At 42.1% G+C, this 18,498-nt stretch carries 20 protein-coding genes and 4 tRNA genes; 16 read left to right on the forward strand and 8 right to left on the reverse strand.

Annotated elements, in window-relative coordinates; genetic code table 11:
- The first annotated feature begins 46 nt into the window (after positions 1-46).
- From metX to LZP46_RS12880, 3 genes are read left to right on the forward strand one after another with little or no spacing between them, the layout of a single operon-like run.
- On the forward strand, positions 47-1,207 hold the full coding sequence (gene metX / locus LZP46_RS12870; protein ID WP_236094037.1) for a homoserine O-succinyltransferase MetX: 1,161 nt from the start codon (positions 47-49) through the stop codon (positions 1,205-1,207).
- Positions 1,207-1,800 carry a methionine biosynthesis protein MetW gene (gene metW, locus LZP46_RS12875; RefSeq protein ID WP_168541521.1) on the forward strand — a complete coding sequence of 198 codons (594 nt, stop codon included), beginning with the start codon at positions 1,207-1,209 and terminating at the stop codon, positions 1,798-1,800. Before metX ends, metW begins: the two co-directional genes overlap by 1 nt.
- A complete protein-coding gene (locus tag LZP46_RS12880) occupies positions 1,797-2,384 on the forward strand; it encodes a tetratricopeptide repeat protein (protein ID WP_236094038.1) in 588 nt (195 codons plus the stop codon). The genes metW and LZP46_RS12880 overlap by 4 nt, the downstream gene beginning before the upstream one ends.
- 50 nt (positions 2,385-2,434) lie before the next feature.
- Here the strand turns inward: LZP46_RS12880 and LZP46_RS12885 are convergent, their stop codons facing one another.
- A complete protein-coding gene (locus LZP46_RS12885) occupies positions 2,435-2,680 on the reverse strand; it encodes a cytoplasmic protein (protein ID WP_236094039.1) in 246 nt (81 codons plus the stop codon).
- Positions 2,681-2,786: 106 nt separating this feature from the next.
- On the opposite strand from LZP46_RS12885, the gene rdgB reads away from it, so the two are divergent.
- From rdgB to LZP46_RS12910, 5 genes are all read left to right on the forward strand, one after another.
- Complete coding sequence (gene rdgB, locus LZP46_RS12890) at positions 2,787-3,413, forward strand: RdgB/HAM1 family non-canonical purine NTP pyrophosphatase (RefSeq protein ID WP_236094040.1); 627 nt, start codon at positions 2,787-2,789, stop codon at positions 3,411-3,413.
- 184 nt (positions 3,414-3,597) lie between these two features.
- Positions 3,598-3,822 carry a Sec-independent protein translocase subunit TatA gene (gene tatA / locus LZP46_RS12895; RefSeq protein WP_004974820.1) on the forward strand — a complete coding sequence of 75 codons (225 nt, stop codon included), beginning with the start codon at positions 3,598-3,600 and terminating at the stop codon, positions 3,820-3,822.
- A gap of 18 nt (positions 3,823-3,840) precedes the next feature.
- Positions 3,841-4,311, forward strand: coding sequence for a Sec-independent protein translocase protein TatB (tatB, locus tag LZP46_RS12900; protein ID WP_167846331.1), 471 nt, complete (start codon positions 3,841-3,843; stop codon positions 4,309-4,311).
- Positions 4,308-5,093 carry a twin-arginine translocase subunit TatC gene (gene tatC / locus LZP46_RS12905; protein WP_004974811.1) on the forward strand — a complete coding sequence of 262 codons (786 nt, stop codon included), beginning with the start codon at positions 4,308-4,310 and terminating at the stop codon, positions 5,091-5,093. The genes tatB and tatC overlap by 4 nt, the downstream gene beginning before the upstream one ends.
- 172 nt (positions 5,094-5,265) lie before the next feature.
- A complete protein-coding gene (locus LZP46_RS12910) occupies positions 5,266-7,581 on the forward strand; it encodes a PhoX family protein (protein WP_178318788.1) in 2,316 nt (771 codons plus the stop codon).
- Positions 7,582-7,621: 40 nt separating this feature from the next.
- Here the strand turns inward: LZP46_RS12910 and LZP46_RS12915 are convergent, their stop codons facing one another.
- Positions 7,622-8,404 (reverse strand): NRDE family protein, encoded by a 783-nt coding sequence (locus tag LZP46_RS12915; protein WP_236094041.1) that lies wholly within the window; start codon positions 8,402-8,404, stop codon positions 7,622-7,624.
- 93 nt (positions 8,405-8,497) lie between these two features.
- Here LZP46_RS12915 and lgt point away from each other — a divergent pair, with 93 nt between their 5' ends.
- The 7 genes from lgt (at position 8,498) to msrA (ending at position 13,674) form a co-directional block, all read left to right on the forward strand.
- Positions 8,498-9,307 carry a prolipoprotein diacylglyceryl transferase gene (gene lgt / locus LZP46_RS12920; protein WP_236094042.1) on the forward strand — a complete coding sequence of 270 codons (810 nt, stop codon included), beginning with the start codon at positions 8,498-8,500 and terminating at the stop codon, positions 9,305-9,307.
- Between the two features lie 111 nt (positions 9,308-9,418).
- Positions 9,419-9,802: an AzlD domain-containing protein gene (locus LZP46_RS12925; RefSeq protein WP_178318789.1), complete on the forward strand. Its 384-nt coding sequence runs from the start codon at positions 9,419-9,421 to the stop codon at positions 9,800-9,802.
- Between the two features lie 98 nt (positions 9,803-9,900).
- The gene (thyA, locus tag LZP46_RS12930; protein WP_178318790.1) at positions 9,901-10,743 is read left to right on the forward strand and encodes a thymidylate synthase; all 843 of its coding nucleotides are present in this window, start codon (positions 9,901-9,903) and stop codon (positions 10,741-10,743) included.
- A gap of 89 nt (positions 10,744-10,832) precedes the next feature.
- Positions 10,833-11,345 (forward strand): dihydrofolate reductase, encoded by a 513-nt coding sequence (locus LZP46_RS12935; RefSeq protein WP_178318791.1) that lies wholly within the window; start codon positions 10,833-10,835, stop codon positions 11,343-11,345.
- Positions 11,346-11,414: 69 nt separating this feature from the next.
- Positions 11,415-12,470, forward strand: coding sequence for an Lnb N-terminal periplasmic domain-containing protein (locus LZP46_RS12940; RefSeq protein ID WP_236094043.1), 1,056 nt, complete (start codon positions 11,415-11,417; stop codon positions 12,468-12,470).
- Between the two features lie 152 nt (positions 12,471-12,622).
- Positions 12,623-13,090, forward strand: a complete 468-nt coding sequence (locus LZP46_RS12945; RefSeq protein WP_236094044.1) for an META domain-containing protein — start codon at positions 12,623-12,625, stop codon at positions 13,088-13,090.
- 62 nt (positions 13,091-13,152) lie between these two features.
- A complete protein-coding gene (gene msrA, locus LZP46_RS12950; protein WP_070153293.1) occupies positions 13,153-13,674 on the forward strand; it encodes a peptide-methionine (S)-S-oxide reductase MsrA in 522 nt (173 codons plus the stop codon).
- A gap of 70 nt (positions 13,675-13,744) precedes the next feature.
- Here the strand turns inward: msrA and LZP46_RS12955 are convergent, their stop codons facing one another.
- From LZP46_RS12955 to LZP46_RS12980, 6 genes are all read right to left on the reverse strand, one after another.
- Positions 13,745-14,383, reverse strand: coding sequence for a fumarylacetoacetate hydrolase family protein (locus LZP46_RS12955; RefSeq protein WP_236094045.1), 639 nt, complete (start codon positions 14,381-14,383; stop codon positions 13,745-13,747).
- A 40-nt stretch (positions 14,384-14,423) separates the two neighbouring features.
- A complete protein-coding gene (locus tag LZP46_RS12960) occupies positions 14,424-14,921 on the reverse strand; it encodes a YcxB family protein (protein ID WP_236094046.1) in 498 nt (165 codons plus the stop codon).
- A 193-nt stretch (positions 14,922-15,114) separates the two neighbouring features.
- A tRNA-Arg gene (locus LZP46_RS12965) sits at positions 15,115-15,191 on the reverse strand.
- Positions 15,192-15,403: 212 nt separating this feature from the next.
- A tRNA-Arg gene (locus tag LZP46_RS12970) sits at positions 15,404-15,480 on the reverse strand.
- 49 nt (positions 15,481-15,529) lie between these two features.
- Positions 15,530-15,606 (reverse strand) — tRNA-Arg (locus tag LZP46_RS12975).
- A gap of 14 nt (positions 15,607-15,620) precedes the next feature.
- Positions 15,621-15,710, reverse strand: a tRNA-Ser gene (locus LZP46_RS12980).
- A 264-nt stretch (positions 15,711-15,974) separates the two neighbouring features.
- On the opposite strand from LZP46_RS12980, the gene rnr reads away from it, so the two are divergent.
- A complete protein-coding gene (gene rnr / locus LZP46_RS12985) occupies positions 15,975-18,398 on the forward strand; it encodes a ribonuclease R (RefSeq protein ID WP_236094047.1) in 2,424 nt (807 codons plus the stop codon).
- The last annotated feature ends 100 nt before the right edge of the window (positions 18,399-18,498 follow it).

Raw genomic sequence — 18,498 nt, forward strand, 5'->3', positions numbered from 1 at the left:
TATCCTTTTATTTATTCATCCTCAGGATTTAAGGCGAATTATTCCCGTGTCTTTTCCAGCTGACTCAGTAGGCATTGTTGTTCCAAAAAAATTCCAATTTGAAGAACCTTTAGAACTCGAATGTGGTCGTGTTCTGCCCCGCTTTGAACTCATGGTCGAAACTTATGGCACACTCAATGCCGATAAATCCAATGCGATTCTAATCTGTCACGCACTATCAGGGCATCATCACGCTGCAGGTTATCATCATGCCGACGATAAAAAAGCAGGCTGGTGGGATGCCTGTATTGGCCCAGGAAAAGCCATTGATACCAACCACTTTTTTGTGGTGGCCTTAAACAATATTGGTGGCTGCAACGGCTCTACGGGGCCCACATCACCCAACCCTGAAAATGACAACCGTCCTTATGGCCCTGACTTCCCTTTAGTGACGGTGCGAGATTGGGTCAAAACCCAAGCCATGCTGTCTGACCGTTTAGGCATTGAGGTTTGGTATTCAATTATTGGCGGCTCTTTAGGTGGCATGCAGGCTTTGCAATGGTCGGTTGATTATCCTGATCGTCTGAAAAAATGCGTCATTATTGCCAGTGCACCAAAACTCTCCGCACAAAATATTGCTTTTAACGAAGTCGCGCGTCAGTCGATTTTATCTGACCCAGATTTTCATCATGGGCGTTATTTGGAACATGACAGCTATCCAAAACGTGGATTGATTTTGGCGCGCATGGTTGGACACATCACTTATTTGTCTGAAGAAGCCATGAAACAGAAATTTGGTCGTGACTTAAAATCTGGCAAGTTTATGTATGGCTTTGATGTCGAGTTTCAGGTCGAAAGCTATTTACGCTATCAGGGCGAACAATTTAGCCGTAATTTTGATGCCAATACTTATTTAATTATGACCAAGGCACTCGATTATTTTGATCCTGCACGTGAATATGAACAGTCCTTGCAACAAGCCATGGCCAATACCAAGTGCAAATTTTTAGTGGTGTCTTTTACCACTGACTGGCGTTTTAGCCCTGACCGTTCGCAGGAAATTGTAGATGCTTTAATCAGCAATCATAAGCCTGTCAGCTATTTAGATATTGATGCCGAACAAGGACATGACTCCTTCTTGTTTCCAATTCCACTGTATGTAAAAGCCATGCGTGCATTCTTGGGTGGTACAGAACATCTTCAAGCAACCCCACAGGAGGCCGTGTAATGCGTCTTGATCAGCAACTTGCCGAAAAGTGGATTAAACCGAATTCTAAAGTACTCGATTTAGGTTGTGGCGATGGCGAACTGTTGGCTCACATGAGCAAACAGCACAATATTCGTGCCTACGGATTAGAAATTGATCAAGAAAAGATTGCAATTGCGATCAGTCGCGGGTTAAATATCATCCAACAAGACTTGAATTTGGGGCTAAGCCGTTTTGCTGACCAGTCTTTTGACTATGTGGTCATGGCACAAGCCTTGCAAGCAGTAGATGCACCTGACGTATTATTAAGAGATATGGTACGTGTGGGTAAACAGGCAATTATTACCTTTCCAAACTTTGCGCATTGGAAGACTCGTTCTTTTCTTGCCTTAAAAGGGAAAATGCCTGTTTCAGAAGCATTGCCATATATGTGGTATAACACCCCGAATATTCATTTATGTACGTTTCGTGATTTTGAAGCACTTTGTGCCGAAAATAATATTCGAATTATTAACCGACTTGCCGTGAATGGGAATCAACAAGATAGTTTACTCAGTAAACATCTGCCTAATCTGTTTGGTGAAGTCGCAATTTATCGAGTGAGCGCTCTATGAAAAAACTATTATTAAGCATCACGCTATTGGTTGGACTGTTGAGCATTCAAGCCCATGCAGATTATGTTCCACCATCTTCTGTAGCAAGCCAAGCAGCACAATATTCTGTGATGGATATTAACGGCTTAACGAAAGCAGCCAAAGCAGGTCAAGCAGGCGCACAATTTTACTTAGCGACTAAATATCAACAAGGTAAAGACGTACAGCAAGACAGCCGTCAAGCGTTTGCTTGGTACAAAGCTGCGGCAGATCAAGGTTTATCTGCAGCACAATTGAATGTAGGCCGTATGTTGGCAGATGGCATTGGCACGAAAAAAGACGAAGTCTTGGCGCGTCAATATTTTGAAAAAGCAGCCAGTCGTGGCGACAACCGCGCAAGCTTTAACCTTGCCATGATGGAAGAGCAAAAGAAAAACTATATGGGTGCATATCAGTGGTATGAATTATCTACCCGTGATGGCATGCTCGATAACAAAGTGATTTCTCTGTCTGAAGGTAAGAAAACTGCATTGGCAGCGAACTTGACTCAAGAACAAATTCGTCAAGCACGTGACCGTGCTGACAAGTGGATTCAAGCGCAATAAATCTAACCGCGTTTAATTTCATTAAAAGCACCTTCGGGTGCTTTTATATTTTATTCAAAATAAGCACGATGCATGGCCTTTAGCAGTTCAGGGGTTAATGCTTCTACCGATGCAGAACCCAATACGGCGTCTATACCACAATGCGGGCAAATAGCCGTTTGCTCGTCATCACACCACTCTTCAATTTCACTATAGTTAAAAATTTCAAGACAATAAAAGCAACCACAACGCTCACTTTGCTGAAGTAATGCGCGATGCTGACTTGAATCACGATATAGTTCTGAAATCTTGCTCACACTTACCCCCTTCTACTTTTTAAAAATAAATCTATGCAAGATTAACCTTTTAAATCTGAAAAATCCGTTAAAATATGCCCTATTGTTTTCAATTTAGATCTAAATTATGACTGCAACTGATTGGCGCGCTCAAGGCACTTTGGTTTTAGCAAGCAACAACAAAGGCAAAATTGCAGAATTTGAAACCCTGTTTGCGCAATTAGACTTGCCTGTGCAAGTGATTCCGCAAGGTCAATTGAATATTGAAGATGCTGTTGAAGATGGTTTGAGCTTTGTTGAAAATGCCATTTTAAAAGCACGCCATGCCGCAAAAATTTCAGGAAAGCCTGCCATTGCAGATGACTCTGGTTTATGTGTGCCTATTTTAGGCGGCGCACCGGGGATTTATTCTGCACGTTTTGCAGGCGAACATGGCAATGATGCAGCCAACAATGAAAAACTGCTCAATAAACTCAAACCACTACGTCAAGACGGCGCAGCCATTGAAGGTATGTTTGTTTGTGTTTTGGCTTTGGTTGAACATGCCGATGATCCACTCCCTAAAATATTTCAGGGGATTTGGAAAGGCGAGATTTTAGCAGAAGCTCGTGGTGAAAATGGTTTTGGCTATGACCCGCTCTTTTGGTTGCCTGAATTGGGAGTGTCGAGCGCAGAAATGTCGAAAGCAGAAAAGAATAAAATCAGTCACCGTGGTCAGGCGATGCAACTGTTTAAAGATAGCCTACAAGCTTAATTGCATGAACATCTATTAAGTCGAATCTTAATTGCTCAAATACAACAGCCTGCGGTCATGTACAGGCTGTTTCTTTTTCCAAATTTATATTCTTTAATCCCCTGTCTTTAAATCGCAACACATTCGTCACCGCATTGTCATACAGACCTGTTGAGATAGGCTCAACTATTGAGAGGTCTAAATCATGGCAGGATTATCTATTTGGCACGTGCTGATTTTTGCAATTGTGGTCATTTTATTATTTGGTACATCTAAGCTTAAAAACTTAGGTAAAGATGTAGGTGGCGCGGTCAAAGATTTTAAAAAATCAATAAAAGATGATGAGGCAGAAGCCGCTCAACTGAAAGAACCTCGTACGATTGAACATCAAGCCAATAGCAGTGATGTCAATTCGACAGTAAAACACTAAGGCTGAGGGTTTGAGATTATGCTCAATATTGGAATGACGGAACTGCTGATTTTCGGCATCATTGCATTATTGGTGCTGGGTCCTGAAAAACTCCCTGAAGCAGCGCGTTTTGTCGGCAAGTGGTACGCTAAAATTAAACGTATGGTCAGTAATGTTCAAAATGACATTGACCGCGAATTGCGTTTATCTGAATTACGCGAGCAAATGCAGCAAGAAATGGCGCGTATTCAGGAACTTGAAGCAAAGATGCAAGCACAAATGCATGAAATGCAGCAAGAAAAAATATTTGAAGATATAACTGCAAAAAGCACACATTCCCCGCATGCCGTATCAAAAAATACCTTACAACAGCATCATTACACCTTGGTTTTAAATACTGAAAAAACCTCTGCTGTGTTACTCCCTAAAACTAAAATGACATCACATTCAAATTTATCTGCGCTACAACATACTACAGCGCCCTATACTGAAATGAAGGTTGCAGTATGAGCCAATCAAACGCTTCTGAGCTTTCGCATTTGCCTGTGAAGGCAGAGCAAGCCGCATTAGAAGAAATGCCAATTACCAAGCACTTGATGGTGCTGCGTAATCATCTTTTTAAAATTGTAGGGCTTATTCTTGCCTTATTCTTCTGTTTATTGCCCTTTGCCAATAAAACTTATCAAGTATTGTCGGAACCATTACGTGCACAGTTGCCACATACATCAACCATGATTGCGACTGATGTTACCGCAACCTTTATGGCGCCGTTTAAACTAAACTTTTTTGTCGCGCTGTTCATTGCGATGCCATTTATTTTGTATCAGATTTGGGCATTCGTAAAACCAGCGTTATATGAAAAAGAAAAAAGTTTGGCGCTGCCTTTGCTGATCGGCAGTATTTGCTTGTTCTATATCGGAATTAGCTTTGCTTACTTTGTCGCCTTGCCATCCATTCTGCACTTTTTCATTAGCGTTTCCCCTGAAACAGTCGCCCCGATGACCGACATTAATAGCTATCTTACGTTTTGTTTGAAGCTGTTTTTGGTTTTTGGTTTTACCTTTGAGATTCCAATTGTCACACTTTTGCTGATTATGATTGGTGTCGTGTCTACGCAAACTTTGGTTGAAAAACGTCGCTTTATTATTGTTGGCTGTTTTTTTGTGGCCATGTTTGTCACACCGCCAGACGCTTTATCGATGATCATGCTTGCCATTCCGATGTGGATGCTGTTTGAAATTGGTTTGTTTTTTGGCAAATTAATTGAGAAGCGCCGAGTCAGTCACAGCTAATCTAAAATATTGAATTTTAAAAAGAAGCACATGGTTGCTTCTTTTTTTGTGCGTGTAGATCACAACTGAACGGATTTAATCAGTTTGACACATAAGCTTAACCCGCATGTCATGTTTAGCCACTAATTTACATATAACTTTCAAACGACTAAGCAATTTGCTAGGAAAAAAAATGACTGATTTTATGCCTTACAATGAAGATCAAGAGTTAGATAATAACACTTCAGACAATACGCACTTTCGTGACATTCTAGAACAACGCATGAGCCGTCGCAGTTTAATTAAAAAAACTGCAAGCGGTGCAGCAGCTTTAGCTTTAGCTTCTTCTTTATCTGCATGTAGTGATGATGATGAAGATACAAATGTAACACCACCAACAAGTAAAGAAGAACCCTATACCAAGCCTGAAACATTAACATTTAAAGCTGTAGATAAAAATTTGAATGATATTGTTACTGTTCCTGAAGGTTACCAAGCAACTGTATTATATGCTTTAGGTGACTCAATCAATCCTTCTTATAGCAATTGGAATGCAGATGCAGATGTTCCATCTGGCCCAAGTTTCCAATTCCGCTCTGGTGACTGTCACGATGGCATGAGCTATTTTGGCTTAAGTACTAAAACTGGTCGTTATGATGAAAATGCATCAGATCATGGCTTATTGGTTTTGAACCACGAATATATCAACCAAACCTTCTTACATCCAAAAGGCGCAACTAAAAAGGATGGACGTCGCCCAGAAGATGAAGTGATTCGTGAAGTAAATGCACACGGTGTTTCAGTCGTTCATATTAAGAAAAATGCTGAAACTCAAGCTGTAGAGATTGTGAAGTCATCACCATTTAACCGTCGTATTACAGCTTCGACTGTCATGGATTTTGCAGGGCCTGTAGCTGGTTCTCCATTACTGCACACAGCATTCTCTCCCGCTGGTCGTCAAACTCGAGGCACACAAAATAACTGTGGTAATGGTTATACACCATGGGGCACTTATTTAACTGCTGAAGAAAATTTTATTGGTTATTTCCAACGCTCAGGTACAGACCAATACTCAGCCCGTAGTGAAGCTGAAAAAATAGCACTTAAACGCTATGGCTTAGGCTTAGAGATCTCTTATCAAACTGAAAAAAATGCAGACGGTAGTGTTAAACGTGATGCGAAAAACAACATCATTTATATTTTAGATGCTGATGGTAAAAAAATTCCAGAACGCGATGAGCAAGATCGCATCGTGTATTTGAATAAATCTTCACGCTATGGTTGGGAAACAGCAGAAGCTGGTTTTGAATCTCAAGACATGTATGATCGTTGGGCTGCTAACGTAACCAAAGAGTCTGCAACTCAAGACTATCGTAATGCGCCAAATACATTTGGCTGGATTGTAGAAATTGATCCATTCGATAGCCGCTCAAACCCAGTAAAACGTACTGCATTAGGTCGTTTTGCTCACGAAGACTGTCGCGCCAGCCGCGCAATTGAAGGGCAAAAATTTGCATTCTATATGGGCGATGACTCGCGCGGTGAGTACATCTACAAATTTGTATCAGATGCAACATGGGATCCTAAAGATGTGAATGGTGGTTATCGAGCTGGCGACAAATATATGAATTCAGGGAAATTCTATGTCGCTAAATTTAATGCATCAGGCACAGGAGAGTGGATTGAACTGGCTTATGGTAAAAATGGCTTAACCGAAACAAACGCTATTTACCCATTTAGCTCACAAGCGGATGTCCTTACTTTTGCTCGTCTTGCAGCAGATGCTGTAGGAGCTACAAAAATGGATCGTCCAGAATGGGTTGCTGTAAACCCTGAAAATGGTGAAGTGTACGTGACTTTAACCAATAACTCGAACCGTGGTTCAAGCTATGCAACAGATCCTGCAAACCCACGTAACTACACCGATCCTGAAGGTGGTAAAGGTAACGTCAATGGTCATATTATCCGCTTTAAAGAAGAGAATACTGCAGCAACATCATTTGAATGGGATATCTATCTATTTGGTGCTGAAGCAAGTATGGATCCGACAATTAACCTTTCTAATTTAAGCGATGCAAACGACTTCTCAAGTCCAGATGGTATGTGGTTTGACCCACGTGGTGTTCTTTGGATTCAAACAGATGATGGCGCATATACAGATGTTACAAACTGTATGATGTTAGCAGCACTACCTGGTCAAGTTGGTGATGGCGGTGTTGTAAAAACTGTTGGTGATCAAAGTACAATTGCTGGTGCTCAAGTCACCGATAAAAACTTACGTCGCTTCCTTGTTGGGCCAAAAGAATGTGAAATTACAGGTGTAACCATGACACCTGACTACAAAGCAATCTTTATTAACGTTCAGCACCCAGGTGAAGATTCAAAGAGTTTTGATGCGCCAAGCAGCCATTGGCCTGCAACACAAACTGACATGAACAATAAAACTGCACGTCCTCGTTCAGCAACGGTTGTCATCACCCGTAAAGACGGCAAAGCAATTGCTGGATAACATCCATAAATTAAAAATGCCGACATCACGTCGGCATTTTTTATGCCTCAATATTCAACTGTTGTTGCACAATATTTCCCTTTTGTTCACCATATTGTGTTTTTTCCAACCATGTAAATTGCTGCGCCTGCATCCGTAAAAAATTGGAACAGCGTGTCCCATACAGTGGACTTTGAATAAAAGTTGATGACAACAACGCTTCCATCTCCAATGAAATCCCTGTTTGCGGTAACAACTCAGATGCAACCTTGCGTTCATCTTGCAAAATATCCCACGCAGCAGCATTTAGCTCTGCCGTTGCAAGATCAGGCAATTGCAGCATCGGTAAAAACTCCTGCGTAAAGCGTTTGCGTAAACGTGCAGTTTTTTCCCAAGGGTCACTCATCAACCCATTCGACACCACATAAACGCCTTTAGCTAGAACCTGTGGTGCTTCACCGCGGTTACTCATATACACCGCTTGAGTGGTATCGCCCACAAATAAATTAAAACCTGCATATTCACATTGCTGTTTTTCCAAGGCTTGGGCAAAACGGATAGGCGTTTGCTCAGATTCTAAAAAGGCCTGAATAATATGCCCACGTGAGGTTGGATATTCACGAACATCATTCGCATCACGATAATTGGTAATTACTGCCCAGCGTCCCGATGGGGTAATCCCCATCCACGTACCGCCCGATTCTAAATCTTGCCCTGCAACAATTGGACTATCAGACCATGCTGCCAGTGCTGCTGTCGAACGCCGATAGAACTCATCCCGATTTGAAATCAAACACAGGGGTGTGTCTGCCAAGACCTGCCAAGCCAATGCAACAATACACATAATTCAAACTCTTAATCTTTACACATTGAATGTACAACATTTTTCATCACATTCAGCTAAAATCTGTGCAAAACAGAATCACAAGGAACAGGAATGCTCACCTATCCAAATATTGACCCCGTTGCGATTTCGCTCGGGCCTTTGCAAGTCCATTGGTATGGCTTGATGTATTTACTGGCATTTTTATTTGCATGGGGTTTGGCAACTTACCGTGCCAAACAGCGTGGATGGACACCAGACATGGTTTCCGACCTGATCTTTTACGGCGCTTTGGGCGTAGTCATTGGTGGACGTGTCGGTTATGTATTTTTCTATGGCTTTGAACAATTTTTGGCAAATCCGCTATGGTTATTCCAAGTTTGGACAGGCGGCATGAGTTTTCATGGTGGCTTTTTGGGCGTGATTTTAGCCATGCTGTTCTGGTGTAAAAAATACAAAATGACTTGGTTCCAAACGCTGGATTTTATTGCCCCATGCGTACCTACAGGTCTGATGTTTGGTCGTATTGGTAATTTTATTGGTGGTGAATTATATGGTCGCCCTGTGACCGATCCTAACTTTGCCTTGGGGATGATTTTCCCGACCGATCCTTTGCAATTGGTACGGCATCCATCTCAGTTGTATCAAGCCTTATGCGAAGGTTTAATTCTATTTATTGTACTGTGGTGGTTTAGCTCCAAGCCACGTCCACGCATGGCAGTGTCTGCCCTGTTCCTTATTGGTTATGGTTTGGCACGCTTTGTTGTCGAATTTTTCCGCGAACCCGATCATGGTCAGCTCTTTATTGCATGGATGAGTAAGGGACAATTCCTGAGCTTGCCAATGATTTTGGTCGGTATCTGGATGATGTGGTATGCCTATCAAAAGAAAATTTATGATTGGGGTCCGCAGAAAAACAGCTAAGCTACTACCCATTTACATGCAGGTTTCATCTATTCAGGCGAAGTCAATCTTCGCCTTTTTTATGCTACAGTGCCATCTAGTACTTATACTTTTCAGATATCAATATCTCACATGCTTGAATTTTGGTTTAACCCACAGATTACCGTCAAAAAGAAAATTGCCCTGCTAATGCTGATCGCGCTGGTCACTGCAGCGTTATATTTCTTAGAACCCTTAAAGCTCGATGCGATTTTAATGTTTCTAGCGGCAGGTCTTGTTTTTTTAATTTGTCGTTACTGCAAAATTCATTTTACTGCCCAACATCCAACAGGTTGGTTAGCACGATTATTGACTTGGATTCCGCTAGCGTTGTTACTCGCACTGATTTTTATGCAGATTCAACACGGTGAAATTTTACTGTCGGGTGCACAAGGCATTGGCTTTACCGCTTTGGCAATTTGCCTGTTTTCACCACTGTCATTGCTGCATCAACATCACACTTCCGACTCACAATAAAGTCATAACTTTAAAAACTCTGCTATTATTCTTTCTGATTTACTGGGCATCGAATCGCCCAACCAAAAATATTCACTTTTGCTTGACCAGAGAACGCTATGCGCCAGTATTTAGACCTACTCCAACATATTCTTGACCATGGTGGCGACAAAGGTGACCGTACCGGAACAGGTACGCGTTCTGTATTTGGGCATCAAATGCGTTTTAACCTTGCGCAAGGTTTTCCACTGCTGACCACCAAAAAAGTGCATTTCCGCTCTATCGTGATTGAGCTGTTATGGTTTTTAAAAGGCGATACCAACGTCAAATATCTACAAGAACATAAAGTCAGTATTTGGGATGAATGGTCTACCGCAGAACAAACCGCACGCTTTGGTCGTCCTGAAGGTGAACTTGGTCCAGTGTATGGACATCAATGGCGTAATTTTGGCGCAACACAAAAAGCCGATGGGTTATATGAGCAAGATGGTTTTGATCAAATTGCATGGCTAATCAATGAAATTAAAACCAATCCAAATTCACGTCGTTTAATCGTGTCAGGCTGGAACCCGAATGAAGCAGGACAAGTGGCTTTACCGCCTTGCCATACTTTATTCCAGTTTTTTGTGCACAACGGCAAACTCTCATGCCAGTTATATCAACGCAGTGCCGATGTGTTTTTAGGTGTACCTTTTAATATTGCCAGCTATGCTTTACTGACCCACATGATCGCACAAGTCTGTGATTTAGAAGTCGGAGATTTTGTATGGACAGGTGGCGATACGCATTTATATGCCAACCACTTTGAACAGGCACAGTTACAGCTATGCCGTGAACCATTGGCTTTATGTCAGTTAAAACTCAATCCTGAAATCAAGGATATTTTCGACTTTAAATTTGAAGATATTGAAATTGTAGGCTATGAGTCACATCCTGCAATTAAAGCGCCTGTCGCAGTTTAATTACCTGTTGCTAGATTTAGCATCTCAACATTTAAAGGATCTGAACATCCCTAAAACACTTTGCAGACTAAGAAAATACGAGCCGAATTATGTCATTTCAAAATTTAGAAGTTGTACACGTGGTCGCTATGGATCAACAACGCTGCATTGGTCAAGGTAACCAATTGCCGTGGCATATTTCGGCAGACTTAAAACACTTCAAAGAAATCACCCAAGGTGGCGTGGTGATTATGGGACGCAAAACCTTGGAGTCGATGGGACGCACTCTCCCTAAGCGTGTGAATTGGGTGATTACCCGCGATTCAAACTGGTCATTTGAAGGCACAAAAGTCGCACACAGTATTGAAGATGCGTTGCAACAAGCTGTTGCAGATGTACACGCCTCAGAAAAACCAAACACTTTATTTATTATTGGCGGCGGTGAAATTTTTAGCCAAACCATGCCGCTTGCTGACCGTCTGGAACTGACGCATATTGAGCTGGATGTGCAGGGAGATGCGCATTACCCTGCCATTCCTGCCGAATTTAAAAAAGTAGCCTCTGAACAGCATGTCGATGAAAAATCAGGCATTGCCTTTGAGTTTGCCCGCTACCAAAAATAATGCTGACAGCCTTGGCAATCTTTGATTATGATGACTTAAACGGAATTTAACTTGTCTCAGGAATGGCGGATGCTGCATTTCATCTTCAGTTTAGGTGTCATTCTTTCTTCTATTTGGCTGAGTATGGCCTTATGGATTCATCAGCCTTTGGGTTGGCTGATGAGCCGTGTGCTGATTGGAACTTGGCTGGCCTTTACGCTCAGCATTTTGGGCATTTATATCACTCAACATTTGCTGAGCCGCAATCAAGATATTCTGGTTTATATATTGGGTTTTGCTTTGGGGCTGTTCTGGTATTTTGGGATGGATGCCAAGCAAGACCGAGACTGGAACCCTGAAGTGGCTCGCATCCTGCATTATGAACAAGTACAAGATCAGGTCACACTGCAAAATGTCCGCAATTTTGACTGGCATGCCGATGGTCGCTATACCGAACACTGGGAAACCCGCCAATTTAATCTGAAACAAATTACTGGGGTGAATATCATCACCTCATACTGGATGGGGCCTAAAATTGCGCATACCTTGGTTAGTTTTGACTTTGCCGATCAAGCGCCTCTGACTTTTTCCATTGAAATACGCAAAGAAAGACATGAAGAGTTTTCTGCGATTGGTGGCTTCTTTCGGAAATATGAGTTGAGCCTTGTTGCTGCCGATGAAAAAGATATCATTTACACTCGCAGTAATATTCGGGGTGAACAAGTTTATTTTTTCCCAATTCAACTGAATCCTCAAGAAGCACAAGCACTGTTTCAGGAATATCTGCATAAAGCCGATGCTTTGGCCGCCAAAGCGCGTTGGTACAACACTTTGACCAGTAATTGCACCACATTGTTGTTTGATATGATTCAGTCAGTAACACAAAAACGCTTCCCTGCAGACTATCGCCTGTTGGCTTCGGGTTATTTACCCAATTATTTATATGATCTGCATGCGCTGGATCATCGTTGGGATATGCAAACTTGGTATCAACGCGCCCACATTAACCCACGTGTGGAAAACTTAACAGATATCCACAGTCAGGACTTTTCCGCGCTTATTCGACAAGGGGTACAGCTCGATTCCTCACCAAAAATCAGCACGCCTTACTCGTACCCAACCTATCAAAACAAAGTGCTGCCTTGACCTATTTTGGTCATTTTACCCAGATACAATCAATTCAGAGAAAAAACCCCACCATATCTTGGAAAAAGTTGCAGCAAACATACAAATTCAACTAGAGCCACGGCGCATAATTTGTTTAGATAGCAACAATTTCAAAAATTAGAGATCATTCCATGCTAAAAAAATACTTCGGGATCACCTTATTGGGTGCAATGATTGCTTTATCAGGATGTGAAAATATGCCAACTCAAACGAGTGCAAGCCAAATTACCGCAATCAATCAAGCTAACTTGGTACAACGTACATGGACGGCTACGCAATTGGGCAACAGTATGTTAAATACTGCAGCAAACCGCCAAAACTTGCCATATTTAAACTTTGATGCCACCACACAAACAGTCTCAGGTTCAGATAGTTGTAACCGAATCAACGCTAGCTATACCGCAGGACGTGACACCCTACAATTGGGTCAATTGGCGACCACGCGAATGGCTTGCTTAAATAACAACAACTTAGATCAGAAATTTCATGAGGCCATGAATAAGGTGACACATTATCAGGTCTATGGTAAAACCCTGAAATTGCTAGATCGTCATGGAAATTTACTCATTCAATTTGAAACACCAACGGCTGTACGTTAATGGCTAAGTCTAACCATAAATAGGCTTAAAATGGTTGATTCATAAAATATAAGGACAAAATCATGCAACAAGCATTGTTTGGTGGCGGATGTTTCTGGTGTGTCGAAGCTGTATTTTTACAACTGCAGGGCGTAGAAAAAGTCACCAGCGGTTATGCAGGTGGACACACCTTAAACCCAAGCTATGAAGATATTTGCCGCGGCGACAGCGGACATGCAGAAGTCATTTTGATTGATTTTGATGAGCAGCAGATCAGCTATTCACAATTACTTGAGGTATTTTTTGCCACACACGACCCAACCACATTAAACCGTCAGGGCAATGATGTCGGCACACAATACCGCTCTGTGATTTATTATTTAGATGCTACACAGCAACAAGCTGCCACCGAGATGATTGCAGCATTACAAGCTGAAGGTGTGAATGTTGTGACTGAACTCAGTGCAGCACCTGAATTTTACCCTGCAGAAGACTATCATCAGAATTTTTTTGCCAAAAATCCAAATCAGGGCTACTGCAATTTTTCCATTCCACCGAAACTGAATAAATTACGCAGTAAATTTCAGCATTTACTGAAAGTATAACCTTCGGATTTAAAAGCAAGTACAAAACGGTGATACTCATCTTTTGGGGCATCACCGTTTACACCACTATTTATTTTACAAAAGTCGTCCAGACAAATGCCTGAGTACGTCCTTGTAAGGTCATCTTCAACTGATCGCCCGACTGTAATGCTGCCACTCCTGCAGGCGTACCAGTCATGACCACATCACCAGGTTCTAAACTAAATACTTGGCTAATATCTGCCAACAATGCCGCAATATCAAAAATCAATAAACTGGTATCGCCTTGCTGACGTAATTCATCATTAATGACCAAACGATATTGCACGTTTTTCCAGTCCTGAATTTCCGATACATCCACCCAATCTGCCAACACACAAGAACCATCAAACGCTTTGGCTCGTTCCCAAGGCTGTCCTTTTTTCTTCAGTTCATCCTGTAACTCACGCAAAGTTAAATCCAAGCCCAAAGTCACTGCACCTACAGCATCCAATACTTTGGCAGGATCTGTGTCTGCATTTAAAGGCTGGTCAATGCGTAAACTCAATTCACATTCATAGTGACAATTGCCCCAGACTTTATTCCACGTAATCCCATCATTTAAACTGCGTAAACTGCTTGGCGGTTTAATAAATAACACAGGACGATCAGGTACAGCATTACCTAATTCTTTGGCATGGTCTGCATAACTGCGACCGACACAGACAATTTTAGATGGACGTGTACTCATGATCATTCTCAAATAATTCGTAAATTGGGAAAATTAGAACTTACTTTTTAAAGGTATTTTCAAAAACCGTTTGTTCTGCAGGCTGATTAAATGCACGTTTCGGTACAATCACCACTGTACGGTTTTTCAATTCCAGCATATAGGTGAGTTTACCCACAGCGAAATTTTGCACCTCGTTATAATGAAATACCTGTTTACGACCATTGGCATACAATTCTGCATAGTCTTGAAATAAATCAATACCTTGCTCGCTTTTTCCAAATTGGTATTTGACAAACTGGCGTTTAAACATCATTGGCAAGAACCAATATCGCATTAAGGTTTGCAAGATTAAAAAGAACGCACCGAGTGCAACATAATAGCGACCTACCCCATCGAAGCCCAAATAAAAGCCCCAAGCGATAATCGCCACACTCATCAGTGGTGTAATAAAACGGGTGAATTGTTTTTTACCAAAAGTCGCAAGGGCAAAGCCGTCTTGAGATTCTTCTAAATTTAAAATATAGCGCAAAGACAATGCTGGCTGCGTGTCAGACATAGGCTCATCATCAAGTCATTCAAATTGAGCTAAATCTTACACTAGATTGAGCACATTCCTTATTTTTTTAGTGTTTATTCGCTCAAAGCCAGATGTAAAACAATAGTCATACTTTTGACACAGAAATTTCATCATTTTTAGATAGTGTAGATGCAAAAAAACCGCATCAAAAGTGCGGTTTTTTATTTCAAGTTGGTGCGCTCAGAGAGATTCGAACTCCCGACCCCTTAGTTCGTAGCCAAGTGCTCTATCCAGCTGAGCTATGAGCGCGACGACTTGATGGGGTGCATTATACGTGTTTTTGTCTGGCTGTTAAGTATTAATTCATCATTTTGCAATCAAGTGCACAGATATTCGACGATTCAAAAGAATTTTAACGTAAAACCATGAGTACGCTATTCTTTTTAATAAACTGATTATTGTTTGAGTTTACTAAATTTCAGGCACAAAAAAACCGCATTTAAGCGGTTGATTGTTCAAGTTGGTGCGCTCAGAGAGATTCGAACTCCCGACCCCTTAGTTCGTAGCCAAGTGCTCTATCCAGCTGAGCTATGAGCGCATTACTTGTTTGCCAATTTAGGCGATACGTTACTGTTCAGTTTACTTATTGGTGCGCTCAGAGAGATTCGAACTCCCGACCCCTTAGTTCGTAGCCAAGTGCTCTATCCAGCTGAGCTATGAGCGCGACATAAGTAAGCGTGGCGGTGAGAGAGGGATTCGAACCCTCGATACAGTTACCCGTATGCGTCCTTAGCAGGGACGTGGTTTCAGCCACTCACCCATCTCACCGTAACGTGCCGCCATAATACAAATTAAGTGCTAGCACTGCAAGCTTAGACACCACAATTTTTGCATATTTTTGCTCAATTAAATATTTTTTAAACAATTTTCAGGATTCATCACCACAATTGCGCCTGAACTTTTGGCAATCACTACACAAAAACCAGAAACATCGTAAAATAACGACAGAAAACACATTATTGCAATCATTTACGTGCAGTCTTCACGTACATGACTTATGCTAAACCTACCTTCTGACATGAAGCTTATTCCATGATGAAAAATTGGGTCGATCCTGAAGCGAAAGCTGAAGCCGAACGTTACGAAAATCCTATTCCAAGCCGTACCTTAATCTTAGAAACCATTGAAACACTGCAAGCGGCACAGTCACATGCAGACTTGGTTGAGCATTTCGCCATTGCCGATCAAAAAAGTATTGATGCGTTAAGCCATCGTTTAATTGCCATGGTGCGTGATGGTCAGCTTATGAAAGATGGATTCAAGTTCCAGCTGGCTGCAGAACAACCGACTCATGACGCCACGGTGTACATCAACAGTAAAGGTTTAGGCACAGCCAATATTGCAGGTCATGAAGATATTTTATTGCCTGAACGTGAACTACGTTTGGTGTTTAATGGCGATCAAGTCAAAGTCCGCCAGACTTCGGTAGACCGTAAGGGCAAGGCATGGGGCTTTATTACCGAAGTCACCCAGCGTCGTGTCAAACAAATCATTGGTAAATTGTCAGAATACGATGGTGAATATTTTATTCAGCCCGCCCAACCAAATAGCCATCAACCCATTACCCTTGAAAAAGAACTAATTGAACATGCCCAAGTTAAACTGGGCGATTCTGTTCGCATTGCCATTGACGACTATCCAACCCGTGAAGAATTCGCCACAGGACATATTATTCAGTCGATGGCAGACAAAGCTGATACTGAAATTATTATCCCTCAAACCATTTTAGAATTTGGTCTGCCATATGAATTTCCTGAAGATGTCATTCAAGAAGCTGAAAGTTTTCAGGAACCGACTGCCCAAGATCGTGAAGGACGTATTGATTTACGCGATTTACCCTTAGTCACCATTGATGGTGAAGATGCCCGCGACTTTGACGATGCGGTGTACGCCGAAAAACGTCCAGGCGGTGGCTACCGAGTCGTTGTCGCCATTGCCGATGTCAGCCATTATGTCCGCTCAGGCAAACCATTAGATAATGAAGCTCAGCAACGTGGGACTTCGGTGTATTTCCCACATTTTGTATTGCCAATGTTGCCTGAAGCTTTATCGAATGGCTTATGTTCACTCAATCCGCAGGTAGACCGTTTATGTATGGTCTGTGATTTAAAACTGTCACGTGCAGGTCGAGTCACAGGTTTTGAATTCTATCCATCGGTTATGCATTCCAAAGCACGTCTAACCTATACCCAAGTGGCACAATATTTTGAGGGTGATAGTGCGGCAATTCCAGAAGATCGGGAGGTGCGGAAATCATTAAATACTCTGTTCCAACTGTATCAAGTGCTGAAAGGCTTACGTGCTGAACGTCATGCCATGGAGTTTGAAACCGTTGAAACCTACATGACCTTTGATGAGTTAGGTGGAATCAAGGAAATTTTGCCGCGCACCCGTAACGATGCGCATAAACTGATTGAAGAATGTATGTTACTCGCCAACGTCGCAGCAGCAGAATATGCACTCAAACATGATGTGCCGATGCTGTACCGTGTACATGAACCGCCTGAGTTTTCACGTATTCAAAAAGTGCGTGATTTTGTCAAATTACTCGGGCTACATTTCCCAGAACAACCAACTCAGGCCGACTATCAAGCGGTGATTGAAGCCACCAAAGATCGTATTGATGCGCCAAGTATTCACGCGGTGTTATTACGTTCCATGATGCAGGCCTATTATGGTGCCAACAATGCAGGACACTTTGGTTTAGCTTATGATGCCTACACGCATTTCACTTCACCAATTCGCCGCTACCCTGACCTGTTATTACACCGTGCCATTAAAGCACATTTACAACACAAGCCATCCCCACTTTCGGGCGCAGCTTTAGATGATGCAGGCGAACATTATTCTGCAACTGAACGTCGTGCAGATGAAGCTTCGCGCTCTGTCACGACATGGCTAAAATGCCACTATATGCAGCAGCATTTAGGTGAAGAATTTGTGGGCATAATTTCTGCAGTGGCAGAATTCGGTCTATTTGTTACGCTCAAAGACCTTTATGTCGATGGTATGATTCATGTCAGCCAGTTAGGCGATGATTTCTTTGTATTTGATCAAGCTAGTCAAAGTCTAATTGGACAAGCACGTGGTCAAACCTTTAGCTTAGGCGATGAAGTCAAAATTAAAGTGGCGGCCGTGAATTTAGAAGACCGCAAAATTGATTTTGAACTTATGCAACAACTCACCCATGCAGGTCGTGCTATTCGTATGCGCGCACCGCGCGTGGCAAAACCATTCAACCGTGAAGCCACCGAAGAAGTTTTTTCTGAGCGTCCAAGCAAGGCGACTTTAAGTGAAAACGGTGAGCAACCTGTACCAAAGAAAAAGCAAAAAAACAAACCGAGTTCTTATGGTAAAAAAACCTCAGCGAAGTCGGAAGCTAAACCGAAAGAAAAAACCAAGAAAAAGACCAAAGAGAAAAAGAAAAAAGCCAATGCCAAGTCTAAATTTGACTAGCATCGGCTATTTTCAACTTCTTTCCAACCACTTCAAAAAGAGCTACGGCTCTTTTTGTTTTTTGGGATCGCCTCAAACAGCCATATTGTGCTGAAGTTAT

This window comes from Acinetobacter sp. SCLZS86 (assembly GCF_021560715.1).
In the GTDB taxonomy this organism is placed as follows: domain Bacteria; phylum Pseudomonadota; class Gammaproteobacteria; order Pseudomonadales; family Moraxellaceae; genus Acinetobacter; species Acinetobacter towneri_A.